This window comes from Prosthecobacter vanneervenii, assembly GCF_014203095.1.
GTDB classification, from domain to species: domain Bacteria; phylum Verrucomicrobiota; class Verrucomicrobiia; order Verrucomicrobiales; family Verrucomicrobiaceae; genus Prosthecobacter; species Prosthecobacter vanneervenii.
Genome location: NZ_JACHIG010000001.1, coordinates 113,173 through 138,314 on the forward strand (window position 1 = coordinate 113,173; position 25,142 = coordinate 138,314).

Below are 25,142 nucleotides of genomic sequence, written 5' to 3' on the forward strand. Positions count from 1 at the left end.
ATTTCAAGGGCCTTCACACGTTTTTTTTTTGCATTCTTGAATGTCAGCGCGTGTTTTCGATTGAATGAATTTGTGCTGAGTTTGCATTAAATCCAGACCGAAGTCAGTTAATACGACTCAGATGAACATCACTATCCACCCAGCCCTTGATGGAATAGCCGCAGAGCGGCTTCGTGATTTTGCAATCAGGTTGGCGGATAAGGGAAATGATGAGGGGGCGGTGCAGGAATTTGTCAAGAGTGAGGCAGCATGGGTTTCGAGAACGAAGGCGCTGAACGGCCAAAGCTGCTCGTACGAAGCATCGGCCCGTCTTTTAGCGGACCTAAGGCTTTTGAAATGGAAGGTTCGAGCCGACTCGTGTGGCATCGAATTGGAATCCCCGCCACATCCTCGGCTGAAAGCCAAGAGTGTGGATGCTGTTCGTGAATCTAAGGAGGCTGTGCGAAAGGAACTCACCCCGGCGCTTCGCCAACAGTTCGCGGACCCGCTGGTGCAGGACTTTATTCGCAACATGGAGACTCCCACCAAAGGGGCGCGACGGCAGAGTATCTTGAAGCTCGTCGCAGACGGTAAGGAGATCGCGGGCAGAATCCAGCAAGCGAAGGTTGCGGGTACGGAGGATAAAGCAGATTGCCTTGCCAAGGCAATACAGCCCTACCTCCAGCTTGTGCCGGGAGAGGGGGATGATGTGGTGTTAGATGAGTTCACCAGGATTCCTTTGGGGGACATTTGGCGTTACTTTCGTTACACTTGGGCGATCCCACAGACGGGCATTCCAGGGAGGCAGATGTTTTACCTTGTAAGGGACGCAGCCCACTCTTGTCACGCTGTGATGGGTATAGCGGCATTAAGCAATACGTCGCTCGTTTCTCCCATCCGAGACAATGCCATTGGGTGGACACTGGAAAAATTCAGTCTTCAAATGTCCAAGGCAGCCCAAGGGAATGACGGCATCCTGCTAGCATCATATTGCGACTACCTGGATAGGCTGATCAGCAGTGCATTGGCCGAAATCAACCCAAAGGAGTTGATACACCCTAAGGAAATTGAACACCCCTCCGAAGATGTGATCGCGAGGCTCCAGAGGCGCGCTGCAGAGTTCGCTGGCAAGCGTGAAGAAGCGCTGAGGGAGGTAGCAGAGGCAGCAGCTGCCGGAGTGCCTCTGACGTTGAATGAAACTGAACTTCGCGATTATGGGGTGCCTCCGGTGTCTTTGGAGGTGTTGGAACTGGAGGGGAAAAAGGCATTGGAAGATTCGCATGAAACTCGTGCAAGAAGGTTTCTTGTCGCAAAAAAGCGGGCGTTTGAGTTCGCCAGACTGTTAAAAGCTCGCCTGGTTCTGCGGGAAAATAGCGTAATGCTGGCGAATCCCGTCACGACGATGCAGGCCTTGAAGGACGAAAAGCTCCAAGTAGCGATCAACACCGCTCTCACATCAGTGAAAAGTGATCGAATAGGAACAAATGTTCTTGAGATCACTACCTGCGGGGCCATCGCGCCTTACAACACGCTTCTCGGCGGTAAACTGGTGGCGCTTCTACTGCTTAGCCCAGAGATCGCGCATGATTACCAGAAACGTTATGGTCACCGCGCTGCCATCATCAGCTCGCAATTAAAGAATGCAGAGCGTATCAAGGATTGCACCTTAGCTTGGTTAAACACCACCAGCCTTTACTCACTTGGTAGTAGTCAGTATGAGCGGTTGCGCCTACCGGCTGGCATTATTGCGCCAGACCAGTCCGAGCTGCGTTTCAAACATATTGGTGACACCGAGGGCTATGGTACGGTGCAGTTTTCTGATGCCACGGTGCATGCAGTGCAGGCCGCTTTGAGTGAATTGCAAGATTTCAAAGAGGTGAACAGCATCTTTGGTGAGGGGTTCAGTCCTAAATTTCGCAAGCTCCGTAACGGTATGCTCGCCCTCGGATTCAACCCCACTGTGCTCATGCGTCACGATCAGACTCGTCGCATGTATGCCGCTCGCTTGTGGCCTGAGGCAGATGTATTCCTGCGGGGGGAAACCTGCGATGTCCCGGCGTATGTACGTGAGCCGGGACGATTCCGAGACGCCACAGCGCGCATCGCTGACTTCTGGCGAAGGCGATGGTTGGGGAGTCGTCTGAACCACTCTCCCTCCATGGAGGCCTTGCGCACTGCCAAAGCCTGGGCGCTTTCAGAAAAACTTGCCGACATAACCGCAGAAGCGCATAGTCTGAAGTCCCGCCCTCGCAAGCAGCCTGATCTTGAATTCGCACCCCCAGCTTCCTCCACTTCAAACCCAAGCAATACCGGGGCGGTGGGCGATACGCTGCGCTTCTGGTATGAACTTGCTAAAGCCGGACCGGAGGCATGCGCGGATGAGCTTACTTCTGACCAGCTTGATCGCCTGCATGTCGAGCAGCCCATGGACGCCTTTCTGCTCGACCATTTGCGCCGTGGCTTCAGCATTGTGCTTACAGGGAATGCAGGCGATGGCAAAACCCATCTTCTGCGCAAGCTGGAGGCTGCTCTGCCAAAAGATGCAGATGTTGTGAGTGATGCCACAGCATCGATGAAACCCGGCGACATCTCCGGTATTCTGCGACGTTGGAAGAAGGCACATCGCGATGATCGCGCATTTCTTCTCGCCGCAAATGAATATCCACTATATCTCCTGCGGCAGAAAAAAAGTGACTTCGGACCACTGGAGGAGGTCGACCGTCAGTGCCGCCAGCGACTCGCCTACGGTGAGACTGTTGTGGGCGATGAAGCTGCGGGTGAAAAGGTGCTTGTCGTTGACCTGAGTTTGCGCAATCCGCTAGCCAAAGGCTTTGCCGGACCATTGTTGGAAAAGTTGCTAGAACGTCCTGAAATCCAAGCAGCAGCCGAAGCTGATCCTGAGGGCGACCTAGCCTGGAATCTGCACAGGCTGAGGCATCCCGTGGTTCGTGAGCGCCTACTGGAGTTGCTCGCGCGCATGGCCGCCGCAGGTCATAGGGCAACCGTGCGTGAGCTTTGGATTTGGGCCGCACGGTTGCTATTCGGCACCGGACATGAGGAGCGGAAGCCCGTGCGTTCCCCTGAGCGTTGGTTCTCTAGCCGCTTGTTCGAAATGGACGACCGTTTCTCCCTCAGTGCTCTATTGCGCCGCCTAGGCGATCCTGCTGAACACAGCCACCCGCGCTGGGATTATCGGCTGGAAACCTGGAGCACTCATGTGCGCACTGGCTGGGCACTAGGCGTTCCGCCATCTGTTGTGCGCATGGACGAGGGAAATTTTCTGGCTTTGAAGCGCCTGTTTTACTTCGAGCACGCCGAGGGGGGGCAGGTCCTTGATCTAGAGGGCATTCCAGGCATCGAACTTCTGAAAACTTTGCGCTCCGCTCATGCGCCCGAGGATGCATTCAAGCAGTTCCTCATAGAGTCCATGAATCTCGCGCACTGCGCTGTGCTCTTTCCAGAAATGCGTACGCGGCTTTATCTCTGGATCGGGCATCGCTTCCAGGAGCAGCCCTCCCACGGTCATGTGGCGAACCAATCTGTCAGCGAACACGAACTGATTCTGCTGCGCCCTCGGCTGCCTGGTCGGCTTCAGGGCGCTTTCGATTATACTGCCGATCACCTGCTGTTGGAATACCGCCGTGCCAATGCCGAACCAGTCTGCTTGCGAGTGGATCACGCACTCTTTGTCTCCTTGGAGCGTCTGCGGCAGGGGCTGCCACGCCAGCTTCTTCCTGACCGCGAGCTGAACCGGCTCGATAGCTTTCTTGAACAACTGCGCTGCGCGGGAATTCCTACAACACGAGAGTTTGTTATCCACAACCATGATGACCGCACGACAGCCATGGTGAAACTATCACCCGATTTCAGTAGCTACGAATCTGTAAGAACGCCATGATCCAAAAGAAACCCAGCATAGCTCCGCTGTATGGCGCGGCGTTCGGATTCAATACAGATAGGCGTGTGAAGCCAGTGCATTTTGCCACCGGTTTCTTCGTTTCACTTTTCGGCAGCCAATTCCGAACAGAACTGTTAAACAACCTTGTTGCCTTCGCGGACGGTAAAGAGCTGTCAGGCAACTACCGACTGGATGAGCTGCATGAGGCGCTTCGGACTTCTGGCAAGATCGGTGCTGCCGTGACCAAACCTGAGCTTCATACGATTCGAAAGCACCTTCGCTGTCTCGCCAATAACGACGAGGCAGTTTTTCCCGTGTATGGGGAAAAAGAGTTTGGTTGTGACTACACAACGGCTTCGAATTCTGTGCTGACACGAACGAGGGACAATGATGGGTTTGTTGGCTATTTTGTTCATGCCATTCTTGAGGTGTCATCTGAAGGTAAAAAGGTGTTAGATTTTGCGCGCTCATGGATGAGTCAGCACCAAGCGCCTCTGCGTCAGATTTATTCACCGCTTCTTGTCTCAGAACCAGACGACGATGACATCGCAGCGAGGTATTCAGACAAACTCGGCGAGCTTGATGTCAAACGTCGAAAGCGAATTGCGAAAGCCATGTCGGATCAGACAAAGGCGCTAAATACTTTGTGCGCCAATGCCGAAGTGCTTGTCGCCTCAGAAACAAAATTGAGATTTCTTATCATTGGTTTGTGCTTGTGGTTGTTTCGTTATTTGCCAAGCGAAGGTTTTCCTGACTTGCAACAGAATTTTGTTCTTCTTGCGGATGCCACTGGGGAGTCGAGAGCTAGGATGAGAGAACAAAGCCGGTGGTCATATTCAAGGCTTAGGGAAGCCCTGGTGGGGTCATTCTCGAATTTCTCGAAAATGGGTCGCTTTGAGGAATGCGAAGATGCTTGGGAGTATGTCGTTAACGAACTTCAAGGGAGACCCAAATTCGAGGAGTTTTACGGAACCATTGCCCTTCGATGTGGTTTGGCACAACCACGCGCCAGCAGAATCCCCGCCAAGCACTTCGAGCCACAACCTGATACTTTAAGAGTGCTTGTGCTCAGTGTGTTACCAGTGGAGGAAGGTCTAATACCGATCACGGAATTGCTTGAACGTCTATTTAATGTCTGGTCGATCGTCTATGGAGGACGTCCGACCGACGCTGAGCTCTTGGGCAAACTTGGTTACAGCGGTCTCGATCAGGATCGAGATCTGACTCCCAACACTGAGGCTTTGATAAACTTCTTGAACGATCTCGGACTCGCCACCCGGTTCTCCGACGGGTTGGTCATGTGTCACAGCAGTCCGCAATTCACACGATGAAAAGCTCTTCTCTTGCTTCTGAAGCTCTCGCCGCCTGGACGATTGAGGCCTTAAATGATGGCGAAAAATCGTTAGCACGGCAGGAACTGCCGGAACTGGACCTGCTCGCGTTTTTTCGTCCTTTTGCCGCAGCCAAGGTTCCGTCAAGTGTGTCTCTCGCGATGGTGGGTTTTGGCAAAAATGCGGATGAACTGAAGAAAATAGCTCACAAGGCGGGCGTTACCTGTTTCAGCCACTTTGCCGATGACCTTCATGAAGCCGCGAATTGGCGCAACCAGCGAAAAAAGCACCCCATCATTGTGGCCTATGCGAGAGGCAAAACAGCCGGGGTAAACACGTTACGACACTTTGCGGGAGCCACATCTCGCGAACTCACACTGACATTGCTTCGATGGGCAGCGAAACAGCAAGTGTTCACAAACACTCAGGCTCATACTAAATTGCTCGAAGTTCTTGGTTCCATGGTGGAAAAGGACGACATCTTCTCTTTCGAGCAGGTTCGATGTTATCTGGAGGTATGGAGCACAGTCAAAACCGGAGGAGAGCCTCGCGATGCGCTCCCAGCACTTGGCCTACTGCCAGACCCGAACCTCTTTACCGACATAATGCTCGTCGGAAAGCGATTGGAGCAAAATCAGCTGATGATGTCCCTCCTTCGTGACCGTACCGCTGGTCAGATGGAGGCGGTTCGCAAACGGCTGAACAAGGCTTTAGAGAAGTCCAAGGACACCAAGGAAATCAAAAAGCGAATCAAGACCTTTGATAAGCTACAAGAGGTTCGTCGAAGTCCAATTGTAAGTGAGCTTTCGGTCGTCACACTGGATGATGCGCTTTCCGTCTTCGCTCCGCCGCCTGCCGATCAGCATCAAGAACCGCAAGATCCGACTGAAGACGAAGATGATACTAGTAACCGCATCCTCAACGAGAAGAAGCTCGAAAGGACGTGCGCTGAGGCTTTGCTCGACAATCGCGAGGAAGACCTGGAACAAAATGCCACTGCGCTCAGCGAGGGATTGCGTGAGGCTCTAGACTCAAGTGATAAAGTAGGGGACGAGGGCGAATGGAGTTGCGAGGTGAATGTGGCGGGTGAACCCCAGCCTTTCCAAGGAAGGCTGGACCGGAACTTCGTCGGCTGGGTGCGGCATTTCTGTCAAGTGGATGTTTGGGGAGGCTTGATCGAGACAAATATCCCGGACATCAAGCGGGCATTGGAAGACTTTGATCGTCCCGGTACGCTGCGTCTCAGGCCAGAAGAGCTTTTGCAGAGAAGTGGCAAAAAGCATGGCCTTACCTCGCTGCTGCGGGATTGGGATGCGGACCTTGATGCGGGAACCGATCTGGTTGGTCTCTGGGAGCAGGCGAAGACGCTGCGATCCAAATTGCTAAGCTCCCTTGAAGAGTTGACGCATTTCCCACTCGACTGGTTCGCCGGAAAAACCGCCGTCCGTACCATTGCTGAGGAATACATGCGCATATTTGGCTGCCTTTTCGGCACCGTTTCCAAGCATTACGGAGCGATGGTACAGACCGATCCTACTTGGGCCAAGACCACGCTGGATGGTCTGCTGGCACTAGATCTCGTGCAGGTGAGGACGAGGCAGCAGGACGGCAAGGTGCTCACCAAGGTAGTACTACTCCCAACGCATCCTCTACATCTCTGGCGCTACTGGAGGCTCAGTAACATCCTCCGTGGTTTGGGTGAGGATTTGCACCCTGCAGACCGTGCTGCCGTTATACAGGAAGCCAGCGCGCCTGTTCAGTTCCTCAGTGTCATCTACGCCAGCACGCTGCCAGACGGACGTGGCGCAGGTCGAGTGCTGCCTGTGGCGAATGACCTGCACCATCTCGCGACCTTTGAGAACCTGCAGAATGCCTACTCTGGGCCAGACGGGCAGGATGCACTCGTTTACTCGGTGGAGCGTTTTGCTGCCGCCCATCCTTTGCATGTACGTCCGCTACGAGTAGTGCTTGTTAACCCGCCATTGGCCGGTCAACTGTTGCTTGGATTGCTAAAGATGCTGGACGGGCGTAAGAAGCGCTTGGTGGAAAAACTCCGCGTCGAAGTGCGTGGCACACCGCATCAAGCTGCACGTCTCAATGAAGCGCTGCTTTTTGACACGCGCGAACGCGAAATCATTGAGGAAAAAGTGGCATCGGGACGGCTGGAACTCATTGTGGACCGTCAGCCCTTACCGCTGGATCAAATTCTCTATGGCTTGAAAGCCCGCCCAGCGCACTTGGTGGCTGTTTTCGATGAAGCGCCAGTGCATGTTCGTCGCGGTGGCAGTGGACAACGGCTTCCCATGAGCCCCTTCTGCGCCCGGCGCAAAGTCGCGTTTCACCGTCGCTCGAACGAGCTGCGGCTGGAACCCACCTCGGGCGATCCGCCGTTCTTTGAGTTCATCGAACTCATTAAACATGCCGAAGGTGTGGAAGGCGAGGGCACTCCCTATGCGTGGCCTGAGGCGGAAGCGCTACGCCAAGCAGTGGACAGCGTGGTCAGCCCGTCGGATTCGTCCGAAGAATTTGGCGCTCAGTGGTTCTTCCTCGCCGACCGTGCACTACCTGAGGAGGGCGAGATGAGGGCGCAACGACTGCTTCGTCGCCGTGAAGGTCAGCGCCAAGTGCTCCTTGCCTCACGTGACTACGAATCGCTCGCCCGTCTCATGTTGCCGGTCTTTGAGGTGGACACCCCCAATTTGCTCATGCCTGTGCCCGCGTTGCAAAGGCTAATGGCGGAGGGGGCCCACCTCATCGGGGCTGGATTGCTCGATCTCGTGAAAGCTCAGGAAGGTCGAGTGGATGCCCGCCGTGTTATCGGGTTGATGGGCGCGCTGCTGGCAGCCCGCGACTACATGCGCCAACATCCCAAGGCTCTGCTCGTCTCCACCGACTCGCAACTCGCTCGCACCTGGCTTCGTCTCGGCACTCAGGGAGACCGCTGTGATCTGCTGGGGCTCCGCGAAGCGCACGGTCATCTAATCGTCGAGTGCATTGAAGTGAAAACCACCAAGGGAAAGCCTCGCGATGAAAGCGATGCTGAGATCGCTAGAGCCTGCGAACAAGTCGCCGCCACGCGCAAAGCCATCGAGGAAGGCCTTGGCGATACCAGCGCGGCTGAAAAGCATGGTCATTATCTCTCAGCTCCTCGGAATGAAATGCTCAAGGAAGTGCTCGTGCAGGGATGCATGGGACGATATGCCGATTCCGAGGTGCGCGAACAATGGTCTCACTGGCTCACGCGACTTTTTGGCCCTGCGCCGGAACAGCCGCAGATGAATGGCTGCGTCGTCGATGTGGCCCTCGGCAGCGCGGAAGAAAAGCCATCCAGCATCTTTAAGTCTGCGCATGGAGACATTTTACTGCTACATCTTAACGAGATGGACGTGCAGCGATTGCTTGACCCAGAAGGCGAAGAAGAGGAACCGCCTGGAAATGTCCCACCTGCAAACGAGCCAAAGCCTCCTATTCCCCCATCATCTCGCGCCAAACAGGACAGTAAGGGCAAACCAGCGCCAACAAAATCCACTCTGGTTTCTGTGCAGCAAGTTCCACCAGCCTTTACAGGCGCTGCACAGATTATTTTGGGTGCAGATCGCTCTAAGGACCCCGTTGTTTGGTCGCCGGCGATTGCCAGCAATCCTCATCTTATGATTGCGGGACTGCCAGGTATGGGCAAGACCACTTGTCTAATTAACATCTGCCAGCAGCTCGTGCAGGGAGGGGTCATCCCCATCGTGTTCTCTTACCATGATGACATAGATGACAAACTAGCAGCGATCTTCCCAGACCTTGCCACTAGCGATGTCCGAAGCCTTGGCTTCAATCCCATGCGTGTTACCGAGAGCACCGAGCATGCCCACATCGAGAGCGCCGGTCAATTGCGCGACATCTTCGCCGCCATTTTCCCCGACCTCGGTGAGCTACAGTTAAAAACTTTGTATGGTTCTCTCAAAACCAGCTTTGAAGAGCACGGATGGGGTGGAACCAAGCGCCCCACCAAAGTTCCCGCATTCCGTCGTTTTTTTGAACTGCTCAATGAACAAGAGCGCCCCGACTCCCGCACGCAGACTTTGTTAGCCCGACTTGAAGAGCTGGATGACCTGGGTTTTTTCAAAGCCGAGAGCGGCACTCGTAGCCTTCTCGATACAACGAATCCGCAAGTCCTCTGTGTACACTGCTCCAAGAGCGAACCACTTCAAAAGGCGTTTGCTAGCTTCTCGCTCTACAGTATCTACCAGGACATGTTCCGTCGTGGTCGACAGGAACGGATCACCCATGCCGTGATCTTCGACGAAGCCCACCGCGCCGCTAAGCTAAAGCTTCTGCCCACCATGGCTAAGGAGTGCCGCAAATATGGCATCGCGCTTATTGTTGCTTCGCAAGAAGCAAGAGATTTTGATTCTAGCCTCTTGGCGAATATTGCTAATTACCTTGTCCTTCGAGTAACCGACCAAGATGCGAAAGTTCTGTCCCGGAAGATTGCTTCATCTGATGCACAAAAGCGTATGACGGACAAATTGAAGGCTTTACCAAAATACGAGGCCTTTTTCTCAACAGAAGGCAGAAAACAACCCGTTCAATTGGTTCTGGGGGGCAGTTGATGGGCCTGTTTATGACTGGAAGTTTAGATCATATGGGGGGCTTCGATCAATTAAAGTCTCACGAGCGAGTGCCACTAGGCCCCGGTGTCGAGTTTTGAACACCGTTGTGCCTAGGGACGGACTTAGCACGCACCGTGGTCACCTATGATTTGATGGCGGAGGACTGTTAGGCTTTTGCGCCTGGCTGACACCGGGTCAGCAAAAACCCCCAGCTAGTCGGCATTCCTCTCGGTGACCGGTGACTTCGCTGCTGTATACAGAGAGGAAAGACAGCGAATGGACTCGCTCGTGCAGTTCCGCAACATCAATGAAGGTGCGTGGGGTATCACTTCAGCCTCAGCAAGAAGTTTTGCTCTGGCAATCAAGTGAGAAGGCTCTCAACTTCCTCCTGTAAAAACCGCAACTGGCCTCCTGGCAGTCTCTTGGGGTTCAAGTGGTGCTGTTTCACGTATCTGTGGAGGGTGGGGCGGTTGATGCAAAGGTGCTTGCACACTTTTTCAGTGCTGAGCTTGGAAGGATAAGTATCAGGCAGCTTGGGGCAGGGGGCTTGTGGGTGTTCCAGCTGAGTCGATGGCGGAAGCGTTTTTTGACGAAATTGCCAGGAGAGACCCCACCCCGGGCACCTCTACCGCCTCACTGTTCGAGTAGTATTTGGAGGTGATCGCGGGGGTTGTGTGTCGCAGGAGCCGCTGGGCAGCGTGAATTCCGTGCTTTTCAGCCATGAGTGAACCGATGGACTTGCGCAATGCATGAACTGGCTTGGCATCTTCGATGCCTTTGGCTCGAAGCCATTTCCTGAGCGCCTTCCACGTCAGGTTGCAGCGGGGCTTGCCAATTCCTGTGGTGTTGACAGCATTGTCCGATTTCAAGACGAATTCCGCCTTTGGCGACTTGTCGCGATACGCCTTCAGCAGACTGGCGACCTCTGGGTCCAATGGGATGGACTTTGCGTGGGCCTTGTTCTTGGCCTTGAAGTGCTCTGTGATGTCGAGCTGGATTCGAGGTCCTCCTGAGTGGTCCAAATGGACTTGCAGCCAGGCAAGGAGGTCGCTTTCCCTGCGTCGGAGACCTCCGCAGAAGCTCAGCAGAAACGCAATCCACTGCTGCTCCCGAAATGCGAATTCCTCTTCGGTCTCTGAGTCAGCACGGGGTGCTCCCAGTTCCTTTTGCGCTGACAGCAGCAGCGCTTCTGGATCTACGGAGGGGGTGAAGCGAGCCGAAGAGTCTTCTTCGAGCAGGACGACTTCAGATAGCGGTGTTGGCTTGGGAAGCTGGTCCAGTTTTGATTTTGCCACCTTTCGTAGCACCTTTTTCTGAGAAAAGAGCGCCTTGGCCGACCGCAGTACGTGATTCACCGTATGCTTTGCCTTTTCTTGTGCCCGGGGATCAGTGCCGGCGCTGGAGAGCCTAGTTTTGATCCATTTGGCCACCACATCGGTGGTGATCCTCTCCAAGGGAACTTTGTCCACTTTGGCAAGCCAGCTTGCGTGCTGCTTGATCGAGTAGGATAGGCCCAAGACCGCCTCTGCGGCGATCCTCCGGAGCGCTTGTTCATAACTGAGCAGTGTGAGCGCACGGACCAAGGAGACCGCTCGCACCTCTTTGATCCATCCACCAACAGTGAGCACCACCCGTTCTGGCTCTGGAGCTTGAACCCTGAAGTCAGGGTTCTTCTCGGCCTTTTCCCATCCGTGAGCCACTACATATTTATAGCGTTCGGCTGCTCGCTTTTGAGCCTCGACCTTGTTGGACGTATTCAGGTCGAAGAACCCCCTGCGGCCATTGTGCGAGAACCGACAGCAGTAGTCGGTGCTGCCACGCTGACAAAAAAGCCGCCCCTCCTCCTTCCAATAGAGCATGTGGCTCTTGGGATAGCGGATCAGTTCTGATGGCAGTTTGATGGCAGTTTTTGCATCGGCGTTTGAAAATGTTCCTTTTTGTTCGAGCATGTCCAATGGATCTTTAAATGTTATGTATCAATTGGTTAAGATGGGGGTGAGTCTAGCATGCAAGACGTCCATGAACAACCTGAAACGGTATGATACTAGACTCAAAATCTTGTATCCGTGAGGATGTGTCGGTTCGAGTCCGACCGCCGGTACCATCAAAGAAGTGTGCAGGAGGCACGCAACCCGCTGCGTTTATCAAACTCATGCACAAACCCAAAGCCGTCCGCGTCTTCGTCCTAGCCCTGGCAATGCTCGGGTGCGTCGTCTGGGCGGTGGAGCAGGGGAGCGAGGGCGGAAAGCCCACCAACTTTGGCGTCAAAGACGGCTCCATGCCCGAAGACCCGCGCGACTTCCGCCGCGGCGGCTACGGCAATGAGTATCCCACCTGGCCGGTGAGCAAGGACCTGCCCAACGACACCTTCACCTTCGCCCGCGTGCGCTACAATTCCGCCAGCCGTGGCGGGCGCGGCTGGGGGCGCTCCAACCGCAAATGGGCCACCGATTATCCGGACTCGGACATGAACATGTCCTACCGCCTGCAGCAGCTCACCTCCCTGCAGGTGAACCCCAACGGCGCCGTGGTGGACATCGACCCCGAGCAGGTCCGCCATTTCCCCTTTCTCTACATGATCGAGGTGGGAGACATCGACATCACCGACGAAGAGGCCAAGACCCTGCGCGACTACATGCTCAACGGCGGCTTCATCATGGTCGATGACTTCTGGGGCACCCGCGAGTGGGAGAACTTTGAAGTCGCCCTCAAGCAGATCTGGCCCGACCGCAAGATGGAGGAGATCCCACTGGAGCACGAGATCTTCCACATGGTCTTTCCCATCAAGGTGAAGCCGCAGATCCCGCACATCCGCTTCGCCGAATACGTGATCAACCAGGGCATCACCTATGAGTTCGACAAGCCCGGCTCCGAGCACGTGCACTACCGCGGCTACTTCGATGACAAACGCCGCCTCATGATGGTGATCTGCTGGAACACCGACACCGGTGAAGGCTGGGAGCAGGAGGGCACGGACCCGTGGTACTTCAAAGAGTTCTCAGAGAAGTATGCCTACCCGCTGGGGATCAACATCATCTTCTATGCGCTGACGCATTGAGATGATAGACTGAAGAGATGGAACAGGAAAATAGCAACCCGTATGCAGCGCCACTTTCTGATGTAGGTGGCATTGGCTGCGCCAGTTCATTAGGGACACCACTTGCAAGTCGGAGCAAGCGCTTCCTTGATTACCTGATCGATCGAGTGGCGGTTGTTGGAATCATGTATGCGATCGCCAAGGTCACAGGCTATTCAAAACATATTATTGTTGGACAGGGGGGAGTGATGTTTCTCAACGGAACACATACCATGGCTGACATTGCCTACACATATCTTGCCGGGTCAGTGTTATACTACACCTGCTTAGAAGGACTCTTTGGGCGATCGGCAGGTAAATGGATCACCGGAACAAAAGTGGTTATGATGTCTGGCGCATCATTGGGTTTTTCTAGGGCATTGCTGCGTAGCTTGTGCAGATTGGTGCCATTGGAGCCTTTTTCATTTCTTGGCGCAGTTGCCTCAGGCTGGCATGACAAATGGACGAACACACGGGTGGTCGATCTGCGTGCCCGGCCGGTGGTCAAAGCCCGCCCATGACGGGCCGTTCTTGAAAACCTTCCAGCAAGAGGCCGCGCACAAGGGAGGTCCGCGCTCCAAATTGCGCTGGTTCCACCCACACATCAAAAAAGGCCAGAGCATGACGCCCTGGCCTTTTCGTTGATTTCAGAGTGGCTGACTGGTGCTTACGCAGCAGCGCCTTCGAGCTGCGCTTCGGTCTTCTTCTTCTCGCGCTGGCGCACGTTGCTGTCGAGGATGCGCTTGCGGATGCGGATGCTCTTGGGGGTGCACTCGGCGAGTTCGTCGGGGGCGATGTACTCGATGGCGCGCTCCAGGCTGAAGCGGATCGGCGGGGTGAGCTGGATGCCCTTGTCGTTGCCGGCGGCGCGGAAGTTGGTCAGCTGCTTGCTGCGGGTGGGGTTCACGGGCAGGTCGTCGGCGCGTGGGTTTTCGCCGATGATCATGCCATCATACACCTGCTCGCCTGCGCCGATGAAGAGCTTGCCGCGCACCTGGATGGTATCGAGGGCGTAGCTGGTGGCTTCGCCGGCTTCGGTGCTCACCAGCGTGCCGGTGCTGCGGGTCTGCATGGGTCCTGCGTGCGGGGCGTACTCGCGGAAGAGGTGGCTGTGGATGCCGTGACCGCTGGTCAGGTTCATCAGTTCAAACTCAAAGCCGATCAGGCCGCGCGTGGGCACATAGGCCTGCAGGCTGGTGCGGCCGTTGTGGGCGCTCATGTCTTCGATCTTGCCTTTACGCTCGGAGATGGATTTCATCACGCCGCCGAGGTAGTCGTCCGGCACGTCCACGTAGAGGGTTTCAAAGGGCTCGACGAGTTCGTCGTTCACACGCTTCATGATCACCATGGGGCGGGAGACGAGGACCTCAAAGCCTTCGCGGCGCATCTGCTCCACCAGCACGGCGATCTGCATGGCGCCACGGGCGCTGACGTCAAAGATACCGGCGGTGTCCGTGTCCTTCACGCTGATGGTCACGTTCATCTTCTGCTCGCGGTCCAGGCGGTCGCGGATCTTGCGGGAGGTCACGTGCTCGCCTTCGCGTCCGGCCAGCGGGCCGTCATTCACGGCGAACTGCATGACGATCGTCGGCGGGTCGATGGCGACGAAGGGCAGGGCAGGGGCGTCTGCGCTGCCAGCCACGGTCTGGCCGATGTCCACGTCTTCAAAGCCGCTGATGCCCACGATGTCTCCGGCGATGCCTTCGGCGGAGTCGCTGGTGGTCAGCGTGGTGTATTGGAAGACCTTGGTGACCTTGATCGGGATGGCCTTTTCTTCCGGCGTCTTGCCCAGCAGGAAGACCTTGTCTCCCAGCTTCACGGTGCCGCGGGTGATTTTGCCGATGGCGACACGGCCCACGAAATTGTCCCAGTCGATGTTGGAGACGAGCATCTCGAAGCAGCCGTCCACTTGGGCTTTTGGAGCCGGAATGTGCTCGACGATTTTTCCAAGCAGGAAAGTCATGTCGTGCTGCTCGCCGGTAGGGGAGTCGGTGACCCAGCCTGCGCGTGCGCTGCCGTAAACGAAGGCTGCATTGAACTGCTCTTCGGTGGCGTCCAGCTCAAGGAAGAGCTCCAGCACCTTGTCGTGCACCTTCTGCGGCTCGATGTGCGGGCGGTCCATCTTGTTGATGAGCACGATGGGCTTGATGCCCTGCTCCAGCGCCTTCTTCAAAACAAAGCGCGTCTGCGCCTGCGGGCCTTCATACGCGTCCACCACCAGCATCACGCCGTCCACCATCTTCATCACGCGCTCCACCTCACCACCGAAGTCGGCATGGCCGGGAGTATCGACGATGTTGATGATGTAGTCGTTCCAGTGGACGGAGGTGTTCTTGGCCTTGATGGTGATGCCCTTCTCACGTTCGAGATCCATGGAGTCCATGGCGCGTTCTGCGATGGCTTGGTTCTCGCGGAAATTGCCACTGGCGCGCAGCAGGCCGTCAACGAGCGTGGTTTTGCCGTGGTCGACGTGAGCGATGATGGCGATATTGCGAATTTTGTCAGGGGTCATGGGGCGGTTTGAGGGGAAGGGGGCCGCGAGAGTAGCAGCCTCTGGGCCATAGGCAACCACTTCGCTGCACCCGTTTTGGCGCAGAGTGCGTTCCTGAGGCAGCCCGAGGCTGGGGAAGCAGGGCGTCCCGGGCGGCAAAGTGACATGATCGACAGATCCACGTGCCTAAACGGATTTTGTGTGACGTTTCCGTTTCTAAATGGCTCAAAATGATGGTGTTATGAAAATTTATCTTCACCATGCAATGATGGCCGTGGCTCGCTGATTCTGCTTATGGGGCCGGACCCCCATGCCCCCTCTTTTTGCTCAAGCGGCTGTCGCACGCCGCCTGGCGGATTCATTCCGCCGATGTGCGACCTCTTTGCTGTCCCCTCGTGCCGCGCTGTGCAGCGTGGCTCTTCTCCTGGCCCATCAGGCCCCGGCCCAGTCGGTCTGGAATACGACCACTGGCAGCTGGAGCAGCGCAGGCAACTGGTCTCCGGCCAGTGTGCCGACCAGCACCGACCCCTCCACAGCGCTGAAGTTTGGCGGCTCCTCAAGCTATACCAGCACCAACGACATTGGAAACTTCGCGCTGAATCAGCTGCTCTTTAATAACACCGCAGGCACCATCACCGTGGCGGGCTCTCCTGCCACCAATGCGCTGGACCTCACGAATGCCAATGCGGACCGCGCCATGCTCGCGGGCATCACTCTCTCCGGAGCGGGCAGTGCCACGATTTCTTCGGCGCTGATCTTCGATGGTGAAACGACCGTCACTAATTCCGGCTCCGGCACCCTGACGCTGGGGGCTGGCACTTCGACGTTTGCCTTTGCCAATGGAACGAAGCAAACCTTTATCAACAACGGCACCGGCACGCTGACCCTGGCAGACACTGGCGGCGGCAGCACCTACACAAACTCCGGCACGAACACCGGGCTGGTGCTCAACCTGATCAACAACTCCACCACCGGCAAGTTTCTCAACATCGGTGACATGGGCAGTCTGACCAACACCATGATCAACGTCGGTGGCACAGGCACGGTGCGCTTCAGCGGCAGCGCCGGGGATCTCTTTGGCGGCACGACCGTGTTGAACGTGGCCAGCGGTGCCACCTTTGACTTTAACAGCAACGCCGAAACGTTTGGTGCGCTCTCAGGCGCGGGAAACATCCTCATGTCAGGCACAGGCGCTGGCAATGTGGGACTCACCGTCTCCCAGGTGGGCTACTTTGTCTTTTCCGGAAAGCTCTCTGGCACGGATCCAAATGCCAGCCTGACCCTTTCTGGCTCCACGCAGACGCTGGTGCTCTCGGGTGCCACGAGCGACTACGCGGGCGCCACCGTCATCGCCTCGGGCCGCCTCATCGTATCTGCCAATGCGCCCAGCGGCAGCGCCGGGGCTTTGGGAAATGCCACGACAGATGTGCTGGTAGGAAATACCAGCGGGTCCGGTCTGGCCCGCCTGCTGATGGACACCGCAGGGGTCAGCATCGGGCGGAATGTAAGGCTGCAGTCTGGAAATACGGGCGTGATCACCCTCGGCGGCCTGAATGCCACCGGCACCGTGACCTACGCTGGAAACGTGACGCTGGGCACGGACAATGGCGTGGCCAAGGCGGTGACCATCACCTCCGCCAGCGGCGGCACCGTGGAGTTTACCGGCAATATCCAGCGTGCCAGCGGGGCCACGGGCAGCGCAGATGCCGTGACTCTCATCGGCGGTGGCACGGTGGCCTTTCGCGGGGCCAATACCTACAGCGGGGCGACGACGGTGAGCGGCGGCACCCTGCTGCTGGACGACACGACGAACAACGCCTCAAAGCTCAGCGCCAGCGCCGCGCTCACGCTCAATGGCGGCTCCCTCACGCTCAGCGGCAGCAGTGCGGCGGCCTCCTCGGAGACGGTGGCTGGTCTAACGCTGGGAAACAGCTCTGGCGTGCTCGGCGGCTCAGCCCGCATCAGCATCACCAGCGGCACAAACCAGAACGCCACGCTGGTGCTCAATGCCATCACCCGCAACACCGGGGCCACGGCCAATTTTAATCCCACCGGCACAGGCTCCGGCGTGGCCGCCATCACCACCACCACGGCCAACAACACCAGTGTGAGCACCGGCAACGATGCCATGAACATCCTCGGCGCCTATGCCACCTACAAGCTCAACGACTGGGCGGTGAACGACGGCAGTGGAAACATCGTGGCGCTGTCTTCGGGCAGCTACGGCACCACCTTTGGCAGCGGCCTGCACACCAGCCTGAGCGCCGCCACCACCACCTTGGCCGCAGGCGGGGCCACCACCAATACGCTGCGCCTCACCGGCACCTCCGCCGTGGCCTTCAATGCAGGCACAGACACGCTCACGCTGGAGAGCGGCGGCCTGCTCGTGGCCTCCACGGCAGGAGCCACCAGCATCGGCACCACGAGCAAGCGCGGCGTGCTGGCCACCTCCACGGGAGAGCTCATCATCCACCAGCAGAGCAGCTCCACCCTCACCATCAATGCCGTCATCAGCGGAACGAATCTGGTGAAATCCGGCGACGGCGCGCTGGTGCTCAGCGCCACCAATACCTACACTGGAAACACCATCGTCAATGGCGGCTCTGTCTCCGCCACTGCCACGGGCAATCTGGGGGCGGCGGCGGCAGGCATCACGCTCAATGGCGCTACGCTCATCATCCCCAGCGGCTCCATCAGTACTGGCATCAGCGCCACCAGCCACCCTATTACCATCGGCGCGGCGGGGGGCACTTTCAATTTCGCCGTGGTTCAGACTGTCCAGGGCGCGGGCCTTTCCGGCTCCGGCACGCTCACCCTCACCGGCGCGGGCGGCATCGTGGTGGGCACCAGCGTCAGCACCTTCAGCGGTGACATCGTGATCAACAATGGCGTGGTCCGCATGAACAGCCAGCAGTTTACCAGCGTGCCCAGCATCACCGTAAACAGCGGCGGCACCTATGAAGTGAATGACGACGCCACGGGAACCTTTGGCGCTAATGCGACCAACGGCCGTATCATCATCAATGGCAACGGCTTTGGCAGCAATGGTGCCATCCGTGTGACCGACCAGACTCCAGCCTCCGCCTTTGTGGACCCCAAGACCACCATCGTGAATGAAGTGGCGATGCAGAGCACCTCCCGCATCCAGGTGGACAATGGCACCGCCATCGGCAGCCTCTCCCAGCTCATCATCACCGGCAACGTGACCGGCCCCGGCGGGCTGGACAAGACCGGCAACGGCGTGCTCACGCTTACCTCTCGCGACAACACCTATGCAGGCAGCACGCTGGTGGAGAACGGCACGCTGCGTATCGATCTGGGAAATGACCGCCTGCCCACCGGCACCAGCGTCACGCTGGGCACCGGCACCACCTCCGGCGTGCTGCAGCTCAATGGCTTTACGCAGAGTGTCGCCGGGCTTACCACTGCGGGAACGGGCACGGCAAATGCCGTCATCGGCGGCAGCAGCACCAGCACCAGTCTGCTGGATGTGACGGTGGCCTCCGGCACGCAGACCTACGGCGGCAGCCTCGGCTCAGGCGGCACTGCGGCCAATACCGTCAACACTGCGGCAAACAACAACGTGGGCTTCATCAAAGATGGCGCGGGCACCTTTGTGCTGGGCGGGGCAGGCACCTACACCGGGGCCACCACCGTGAATCAGGGAACCCTCATGCTAGGAAATACCAGCGCCCTGGGCGCGGGCGGTGCCTCCCTGGCGGCGGGCGCAGGTGGCACGACAGTGAATGCAGGCGCAACACTGGACCTCAATGGGCAGGCTGGTGTGCAGGAGGTCATCACGCTGAATGGCACGGGCGTGGGTGGCGCGGGCGCATTGGTGAATAACAGCAGCACCGCCGCCAGCATCGGCAGCGGGGTGGCCTCCCTGAGCTTTTCAGGCGTCAGCACCACCGGTTGGTCGGCTGCGGCCGCAGTGGCGGTCGATCCCTCGACGGGCGGCTCGGCTGCCAGCGCCTCCGCCCAGCTCGGGCTCGGCACCGGCAGCCTGAGCCTGACGGCAGGTGGCTCCGGCTACGGCCTGGCTCCTACGGTGACGGTGAATGGAGGCTCTGGCGCGGTGGTCATCGCCTCGGTGGGCGTTACCAGCGCCTCTTATACCGTGACATCCAATACCACGACCTACAGCGTGGCTCCCACGGTCACGCTCTCCAACGGCGCCACCGGCGTGGCTAATCTGGACGTGAACGGCAAGGTGGTCAGCATCACCGTCACCAGTGCGGGCAGCAACTTCAGCGGCACCCCCACCGCCAGCTTCAGCGGAGGCACGGTGCTCTCCGCAGGCACGGCCCCTACGGTGGCGGGAAACAACAGCAACTATACTGTGGTAGGGCTCAATATCGTCAATCCGGGCACCGGCTTCACCGCCGTGCCCACCGTGACCATCAGCGGCGGCACGGGGGCGGCAGCCACGGCGGTGGGCAATGACGGCGCCTTCGTGCTCAATGGTGTCACGCTGGACGCCAGCGGCGGCGGCTATGCATCGGCCCCCAATGTCAGCCTCAGCGGCGGCACCGCCAGCGCCACGGCCAATCTCACCAGCGTGAACCTGGCCACCGACTCCAGCGTGGGCGGCAGCGGCGATCTCAAGATCGATGCCACCGTGACCGGCAGTGGTGCCCTGACCAAGGTGGGCGCAGGCACCACCACCCTCACTGGGACCAACACCTACACCGGAGCCACCACCGTCAGTGCGGGCACGCTGCAGGTGGGCGTGATCGGCATCGGCCAGAGCGGGGCAGGGGCGCTGACCGTCAATGGACCCACCGCCGTCTTGGCAGGCACTGGCAGCATCGTGGGCAGCACCACCGTCGTCTCCGGAGAGATCAAGCCGGGCGACAGCGGCGGCGCGGCTACAGGTGCCTTAAACACTCACAGCCTGGCCTTCACCCCTGTCTCCACCAGCACCGTGGCCGAGCTGCAGATCACCGGCTCCACGGCGGGTGCCAACCTCGCCGCCGACCAGATCCACGTCACCGGCACGCTCACGCTGAACAGCTTCAGCAATCTCCTGGTGAACGGCAGCGGCTACACCGCCGCCGTGGGCGACACCTTCACCCTGCTCGACTGGAGCAGCGTCGTGAGCCTCAACGGCTTCAGCACCGGCACCAACCTCCGCACGGGGGCCAACTCCGCAGGCAATGAAGGCAACCTCGACCTGCCCGACATCACCGGCATCGGCCTCTGGCAGATCAGCAGCATGCTGGATGCCGGCGCGCTCAGCCTCACCGTGGTGGCCAACGTCCCCGAGCCCACACGCGGCGTGCTGCTGCTATGTGCAGCCCTGGGCCTGGCGCTGCGCCGCAGGCGGAGGTGATGCACAGCTTATTTGGAACCGTAGCGAAGCGGAGATAGACGACTGAAAGGAGCCCGCAGGGTGAGCGAAGCGAATCAAAGCGGTAGCTGCGGTCGTTCCTCCCTCCGCGACCGCACTCCAAATTGATCTGCGAAAGCACGAGGGCGATTTGGAACCGTAGCGAAGCGGAGATAGACAGCCGCAGGCTGCCCCGAAGGGGTGAGCGCAGCGAATCAATGCGGTTGCGCAGATGCGAGGCGCAAGCCTGCATCGGAGCCACCGCTTTCGAGCGTCTCGTGATGTACGTCGGCTCCCCGGCCTGCGAGTTCCCCATGCCCCGCGAAAGCCGTTGCCTTTTAAAACACCCAGACACTCGTCCCCTCACCAGCCCTCGGAACCGAAGCGAAGCGAGATAGACGACTGAAAGGAGCCCGAAGGGGGAGCGAAGCGAATCAAAGCGGTAGCTGCGGTCGTTCCTCCCTCCGCGACCGCACTCCAAATCATTCTCTGCACGCGCCCACCACACAATACCAGCCCATGCTGCATCCTGCATCAGGCGTGGTCTGGCATGGTGCCCGTGCGAAGCGGCGCAAAATCATGCAAAAATCGCTTTGACATTCGGAAAAGTGATCCCAACTGGCTTTGTCGGTATGATTAAACCAGAACCGACACCCACCACCGCTTCCAGCCTTCCGGCCAGGAAGATCACCCGCCAGCAGCTCGCCGCCCATTGTGGCCTTTCCGTGCGTCTGATCGACGAACTGACCAGCACCGGCGTGCTGGGACATTTCAAGATCGGCAAGTCCGTGCGCTACGACCTCGCCGAGGCCGAGTCCGACCTGCGTGCACGCTTCCACGTCCCCGCGCGCAGCAGAGCGCCAGGTAGGGAGGGCTGTCCCCAGCCCTCCGCGCCGAAGCCCATGAGCACCGTGGCCCCCGCACCCCGCCAAGACAGCCTGCCGCATGAGGTTGATCATGGCAGCAAAGAGCACCGTGAGACGCACGGCGGAGGCTTGAGGACAAGCCTCCCTACCACCGGAAACGCCACCACCCGCCCAGCGCCAGGTAGGGAGGGCTGTCCCCAGCCCTCCGCGCCGAAGCCCATGAGCAGCGAGCCACCCGCACCGCGCCAAGACAGCCTGCCGCATGAGGTTGATCATGGCAGCAAAGAGCATCGCGAGACACACGGCGGAGGCTTGAGGACAAGCCTCCCTACCACCGGAAACGCCACCGCCCGCCCAGCGCCAGGTAGGGAGGGCTGTCCCCAGCCCTCCGCGCCGAAGCCCATGAGCAGCGATCCACCCGCACCGCGCCAAGACAGCCTGCCGCATGAGGTTGATCATGGCCGCAAAGAGCACCGCGAGACGCACGGCGGAGGCTTGAGGACAAGCCTCCCTACCACCGGAAACGCCACCACCACCCTCACCCCCCAAGCCTGAGCCGCCATGCATACCTCATCCATTCATACCGAGGCCATGGCCTCCACCGCCCCGCGTCCGCTGCCACTCGGCGCGGCGTTGCCGCCCGTGCTGCCCTTTGACACCGCCTGGCTGCCCGGCCCCTTTGAGCCGTGGATCACCGACATCGCCGAGCGCATGCAGTGCCCGCCGGAGTTTCCCGCCGTCGCCGCCATGGCCGCACTCTCCAGCGTGGCCGGGCGGCGCTTCTGCATCCAGCCCAAGATGCAGGACGAGGCCTACACCGAGTTCCCCCACCTCTGGGCCATGCTCATCGGCAGCCCTTCCATGATGAAAAGCCCCGCCATGCAGGCCGCCATGCGTCCGCTCAAGCAGATGGAGGAGATCGTCTCCAAAGAGCACCGCTGCCAGGAGCTGAACCGCCAGACCGAGGAGATCGCCGCACGCATCCGGCGCTCTGCGCTGGTCTGCGAGGCACGCCGCGCCGTGCGCAAAGGCGAGTCCTTTGACTACGCGCAGCTGCTCGACCCCTCCGAGGGCGAGCCCACGCCGCAGCGCCGCTTCATCGTCAATGACGCCAGCCTGGAGGCCCTGGGCGAAGTCCTGCGCGACAATCCCACCGGCACCCTCTTCTACCAGGACGAGCTCTCCGGCCTGCTGGCGCAGATGGAAAAGGAGGGCAATCAATCGCTGCGCGCCTTCCTGCTCCAGGCATGGAGCGGCAAGGAGGGCTTCACCTTTGACCGCATCGGGCGCGGCAGGCGTTACATCGAGGCCTGCGCCCTCAGCGTGCTCGGCAGCATCCAGCCCGGCGTCGTGGCCGCGCATGTGCGCGCCGCCACCGGGCACACCACCGGGGCGGATGGCTTCCTGCAGCGGTTTTCACTCATGGTGTGGCCGGACATCAATCCGCACTGGGAGGATATCGACCGCCCGCTCGACTTCACCGCCGAGTGGGATGCGCGCGATGTCTTTGACTCCATCGAAAACATCACCAATGCCCAGCTCATTCAAAACGGCATCAAGCCCGGGCGCGATGGCGTCCCGGTCTTCCACTTTGCGCCCGATGCGCAGGAGCTCTTTGGCCAGTGGCGGCACACGCTGGAGCACCGCCTGCGCGGCGGCACCCTGGCCCCCGCCATGGAGGCGCACCTGGGCAAGTACCGCAAGCTGGTGCCCGCCCTGGCCCTGCTCATCCATGTGGCAGACAGGCCCGCCGGGAGCGTCAGCCTCTCCGCGCTGCAGCGCGCCCTCTCCTGGGCCACCTACCTGGAGACCCACGCCGCCCGCGTCTTCGCCTCCGGCACCATCGCCGAAAGCTCCGTCGTCCACACCCTCCTCAAAAAGCTGCTGGATGGTTCTGCGGGGCTGCCTGCAGCATTCAAAGTGCGGGATGTGCGCAACAAATGCTGGAGTGGTCTCTCACGGACTGAGGATGCCGAATCCGCCTGTGATCTTCTGGCAGATTACGGTTGGCTCATTGCCACTGTGAAGGAGCCTGGTTCAGCAGGTGGCCGACCTGCCACAAGCTACCATCTTAACCCGCAGGCAAGAGCCGAAAACTGTCCGTCGCATTGATGCGGCTAAACCGGGGTTCTGCTGGTTTTGCTGGTTTTGCTGGTGCGTTTTTGAAGGAGAAGATTTCTTCGGCGAGAGGGCTGCCAGCAATGACTACGACTCAAGGGATTGGAGAATGTCCAATCACCGTCGTGCAGGCTCATGCCATGGCATGAATCTCCCGTGCCTGTAAAACAAACTCTAGGAAAGACAGGCGGTGACCACAGGAGGCGCAGCACTTGTCTTTCCTCACCGTAGCTGGCATCTCACGGATGAGCTGCCAGTCCCGGCCTCCCAAGCCGATCTGTGTGCCAGAGGGTAAACCAAAGTAAGCAGGGGCATAAGAGGTGAAATCCACCTGGCAGAAGTTACACAGGACGAGTGATAGTGCGCCAAAGACACGATACTCTGCGTACGTGTGTCTGCCCTTCTGAGCATGAACTACCTCCATGGGATCATGCCCGCAGTCCATGCAGGGAGACACGTCCCTCACTTCGAGCGGTTCATGGCATAGAGGGCAGTGGGTGGCTTGCATTATCCTACAGGATGTTTTGACCTGGCCCACCCTGGCATAGGATGGCATGAAAGTGTACACGGGAAGGCAAAGCATGCCACGTCGGTCCCTTGCAGGCTGCTGCCGCCACTTTCATAGCCCATCTGTCATTCATCGCTGCTCATCCACTTGGCTTGCCTCCGATAGGAAACGATCGTGAAAAAATTCACCACTGCAAAACGAACCAGCAGAACCAGCAAAACCAGCGAAACCCCGATCATGGAGCTGGATGCAGCATCGCAGGTGCTCATCCAGACCGCAGCTTGCGCTGGAGCGAGGTATCACCTGCGGAAGAAGAAACGGCGCAACACTTCGGAAATGCGGAGGCTCCGGACTGGTGAGGGGGCGGATTCTCGCAATTTGAACTAATGGAGCAGAAGCCATTGATGATGGTGGATTGCTTACCTCCTAAAGATCCCCGGCGATAATACCCATGATTTCAATTGCGTGGTTCCCTCGACACTAAAACCCCCTTCGCAATGGTCGAAATGAATGGAGTCATTGTCATTGTTTTGAGCCACCGTGACTGCAAGGTATGAACGTGAGCCGGGCAAATCTTCGCGCAATCGAACGACAGTGACTTGGCGCGGCCAGCCCTCTTGGTCATGATAAACATAGGTGGCAAGGGATGATTCTCCGAACTCTTTCTCAAGGTGCCTGCAAATGACCTGATATAGACTTTTGACGCACCATGCGTCGATGTCGTCGTCATACGTATCCATGGAGAATCTCCAATACGTTAAACCGCACATGGATGGTCCAAGGGAATCCTCATTACGGCCCCGATGGTAGTCGAGCGTGCTCAGAAGCATTCGGGCCTTCAAGTAAGGGGCGTAAAGCCAGGCTGAAAATGCGGTGACCAGAATGCCGAGTGCGGCGACGACGGCGGTATTGCGAATGAGTTGTCTGCGGCTCATTGGA

12 protein-coding genes and 1 tRNA gene are annotated in these 25,142 nt (G+C 58.5%); 9 read left to right on the forward strand and 4 right to left on the reverse strand.

Going from position 1 to position 25,142, the window contains the following annotated elements; translation table 11 throughout:
• Window positions 1-121 precede the first annotated feature (121 nt).
• Genes HNQ65_RS00455 through HNQ65_RS00465 form a run of 3 tightly spaced genes read left to right on the forward strand, consistent with a single transcriptional unit; the run spans window position 122 to window position 9,812 of the window.
• On the forward strand, window positions 122-3,877 hold the full coding sequence (locus HNQ65_RS00455) for a Druantia anti-phage system protein DruA (protein WP_184337298.1): 3,756 nt from the start codon (window positions 122-124) through the stop codon (window positions 3,875-3,877).
• Window positions 3,874-5,208 (forward strand): hypothetical protein, encoded by a 1,335-nt coding sequence (locus HNQ65_RS00460; RefSeq protein ID WP_184337299.1) that lies wholly within the window; start codon window positions 3,874-3,876, stop codon window positions 5,206-5,208. The genes HNQ65_RS00455 and HNQ65_RS00460 overlap by 4 nt, the downstream gene beginning before the upstream one ends.
• Window positions 5,205-9,812 (forward strand): ATP-binding protein, encoded by a 4,608-nt coding sequence (locus tag HNQ65_RS00465; protein ID WP_184337300.1) that lies wholly within the window; start codon window positions 5,205-5,207, stop codon window positions 9,810-9,812. Before HNQ65_RS00460 ends, HNQ65_RS00465 begins: the two co-directional genes overlap by 4 nt.
• 361 nt (window positions 9,813-10,173) lie before the next feature.
• Here HNQ65_RS00465 and HNQ65_RS27090 read toward each other — a convergent pair whose 3' ends face one another.
• Both HNQ65_RS27090 and HNQ65_RS00475 read right to left on the reverse strand, forming a co-directional pair.
• Window positions 10,174-10,374 (reverse strand): helix-turn-helix domain-containing protein, encoded by a 201-nt coding sequence (locus HNQ65_RS27090; RefSeq protein ID WP_408004800.1) that lies wholly within the window; start codon window positions 10,372-10,374, stop codon window positions 10,174-10,176.
• Window positions 10,337-11,761 carry a tyrosine-type recombinase/integrase gene (locus tag HNQ65_RS00475; protein WP_184337302.1) on the reverse strand — a complete coding sequence of 475 codons (1,425 nt, stop codon included), beginning with the start codon at window positions 11,759-11,761 and terminating at the stop codon, window positions 10,337-10,339. Before HNQ65_RS00475 ends, HNQ65_RS27090 begins: the two co-directional genes overlap by 38 nt.
• 42 nt (window positions 11,762-11,803) lie before the next feature.
• Between HNQ65_RS00475 and HNQ65_RS00480 the strand changes: the two genes are divergently transcribed.
• The 3 genes from HNQ65_RS00480 to HNQ65_RS00490 all read left to right on the forward strand — a co-directional run bounded on the left by HNQ65_RS00480 (window position 11,804) and on the right by HNQ65_RS00490 (window position 13,409).
• Window positions 11,804-11,916, forward strand: a tRNA-Leu gene (locus HNQ65_RS00480).
• A gap of 48 nt (window positions 11,917-11,964) precedes the next feature.
• Window positions 11,965-12,870, forward strand: a complete 906-nt coding sequence (locus HNQ65_RS00485; RefSeq protein WP_246437467.1) for a DUF4159 domain-containing protein — start codon at window positions 11,965-11,967, stop codon at window positions 12,868-12,870.
• 17 nt (window positions 12,871-12,887) lie between these two features.
• Window positions 12,888-13,409: an RDD family protein gene (locus HNQ65_RS00490; RefSeq protein ID WP_184337303.1), complete on the forward strand. Its 522-nt coding sequence runs from the start codon at window positions 12,888-12,890 to the stop codon at window positions 13,407-13,409.
• Between the two features lie 146 nt (window positions 13,410-13,555).
• On the opposite strand, the gene typA is transcribed toward HNQ65_RS00490, so the two are convergent.
• The gene (gene typA, locus HNQ65_RS00495; RefSeq protein WP_184337304.1) at window positions 13,556-15,400 is read right to left on the reverse strand and encodes a translational GTPase TypA; all 1,845 of its coding nucleotides are present in this window, start codon (window positions 15,398-15,400) and stop codon (window positions 13,556-13,558) included.
• Window positions 15,401-15,689: 289 nt separating this feature from the next.
• On the opposite strand from typA, the gene HNQ65_RS00500 reads away from it, so the two are divergent.
• The 3 genes from HNQ65_RS00500 to HNQ65_RS00510 all read left to right on the forward strand — a co-directional run bounded on the left by HNQ65_RS00500 (window position 15,690) and on the right by HNQ65_RS00510 (window position 23,689).
• Window positions 15,690-20,714: a beta strand repeat-containing protein gene (locus HNQ65_RS00500; RefSeq protein ID WP_184337305.1), complete on the forward strand. Its 5,025-nt coding sequence runs from the start codon at window positions 15,690-15,692 to the stop codon at window positions 20,712-20,714.
• Between the two features lie 629 nt (window positions 20,715-21,343).
• On the forward strand, window positions 21,344-22,132 hold the full coding sequence (locus HNQ65_RS00505; protein WP_184337306.1) for a flagellar biosynthesis protein FlhF: 789 nt from the start codon (window positions 21,344-21,346) through the stop codon (window positions 22,130-22,132).
• Between the two features lie 6 nt (window positions 22,133-22,138).
• On the forward strand, window positions 22,139-23,689 hold the full coding sequence (locus tag HNQ65_RS00510) for a DUF3987 domain-containing protein (protein WP_184337307.1): 1,551 nt from the start codon (window positions 22,139-22,141) through the stop codon (window positions 23,687-23,689).
• Between the two features lie 933 nt (window positions 23,690-24,622).
• On the opposite strand, the gene HNQ65_RS00515 is transcribed toward HNQ65_RS00510, so the two are convergent.
• The gene (locus HNQ65_RS00515; RefSeq protein ID WP_184337308.1) at window positions 24,623-25,138 is read right to left on the reverse strand and encodes a hypothetical protein; all 516 of its coding nucleotides are present in this window, start codon (window positions 25,136-25,138) and stop codon (window positions 24,623-24,625) included.
• Window positions 25,139-25,142: the final 4 nt, after the last annotated feature.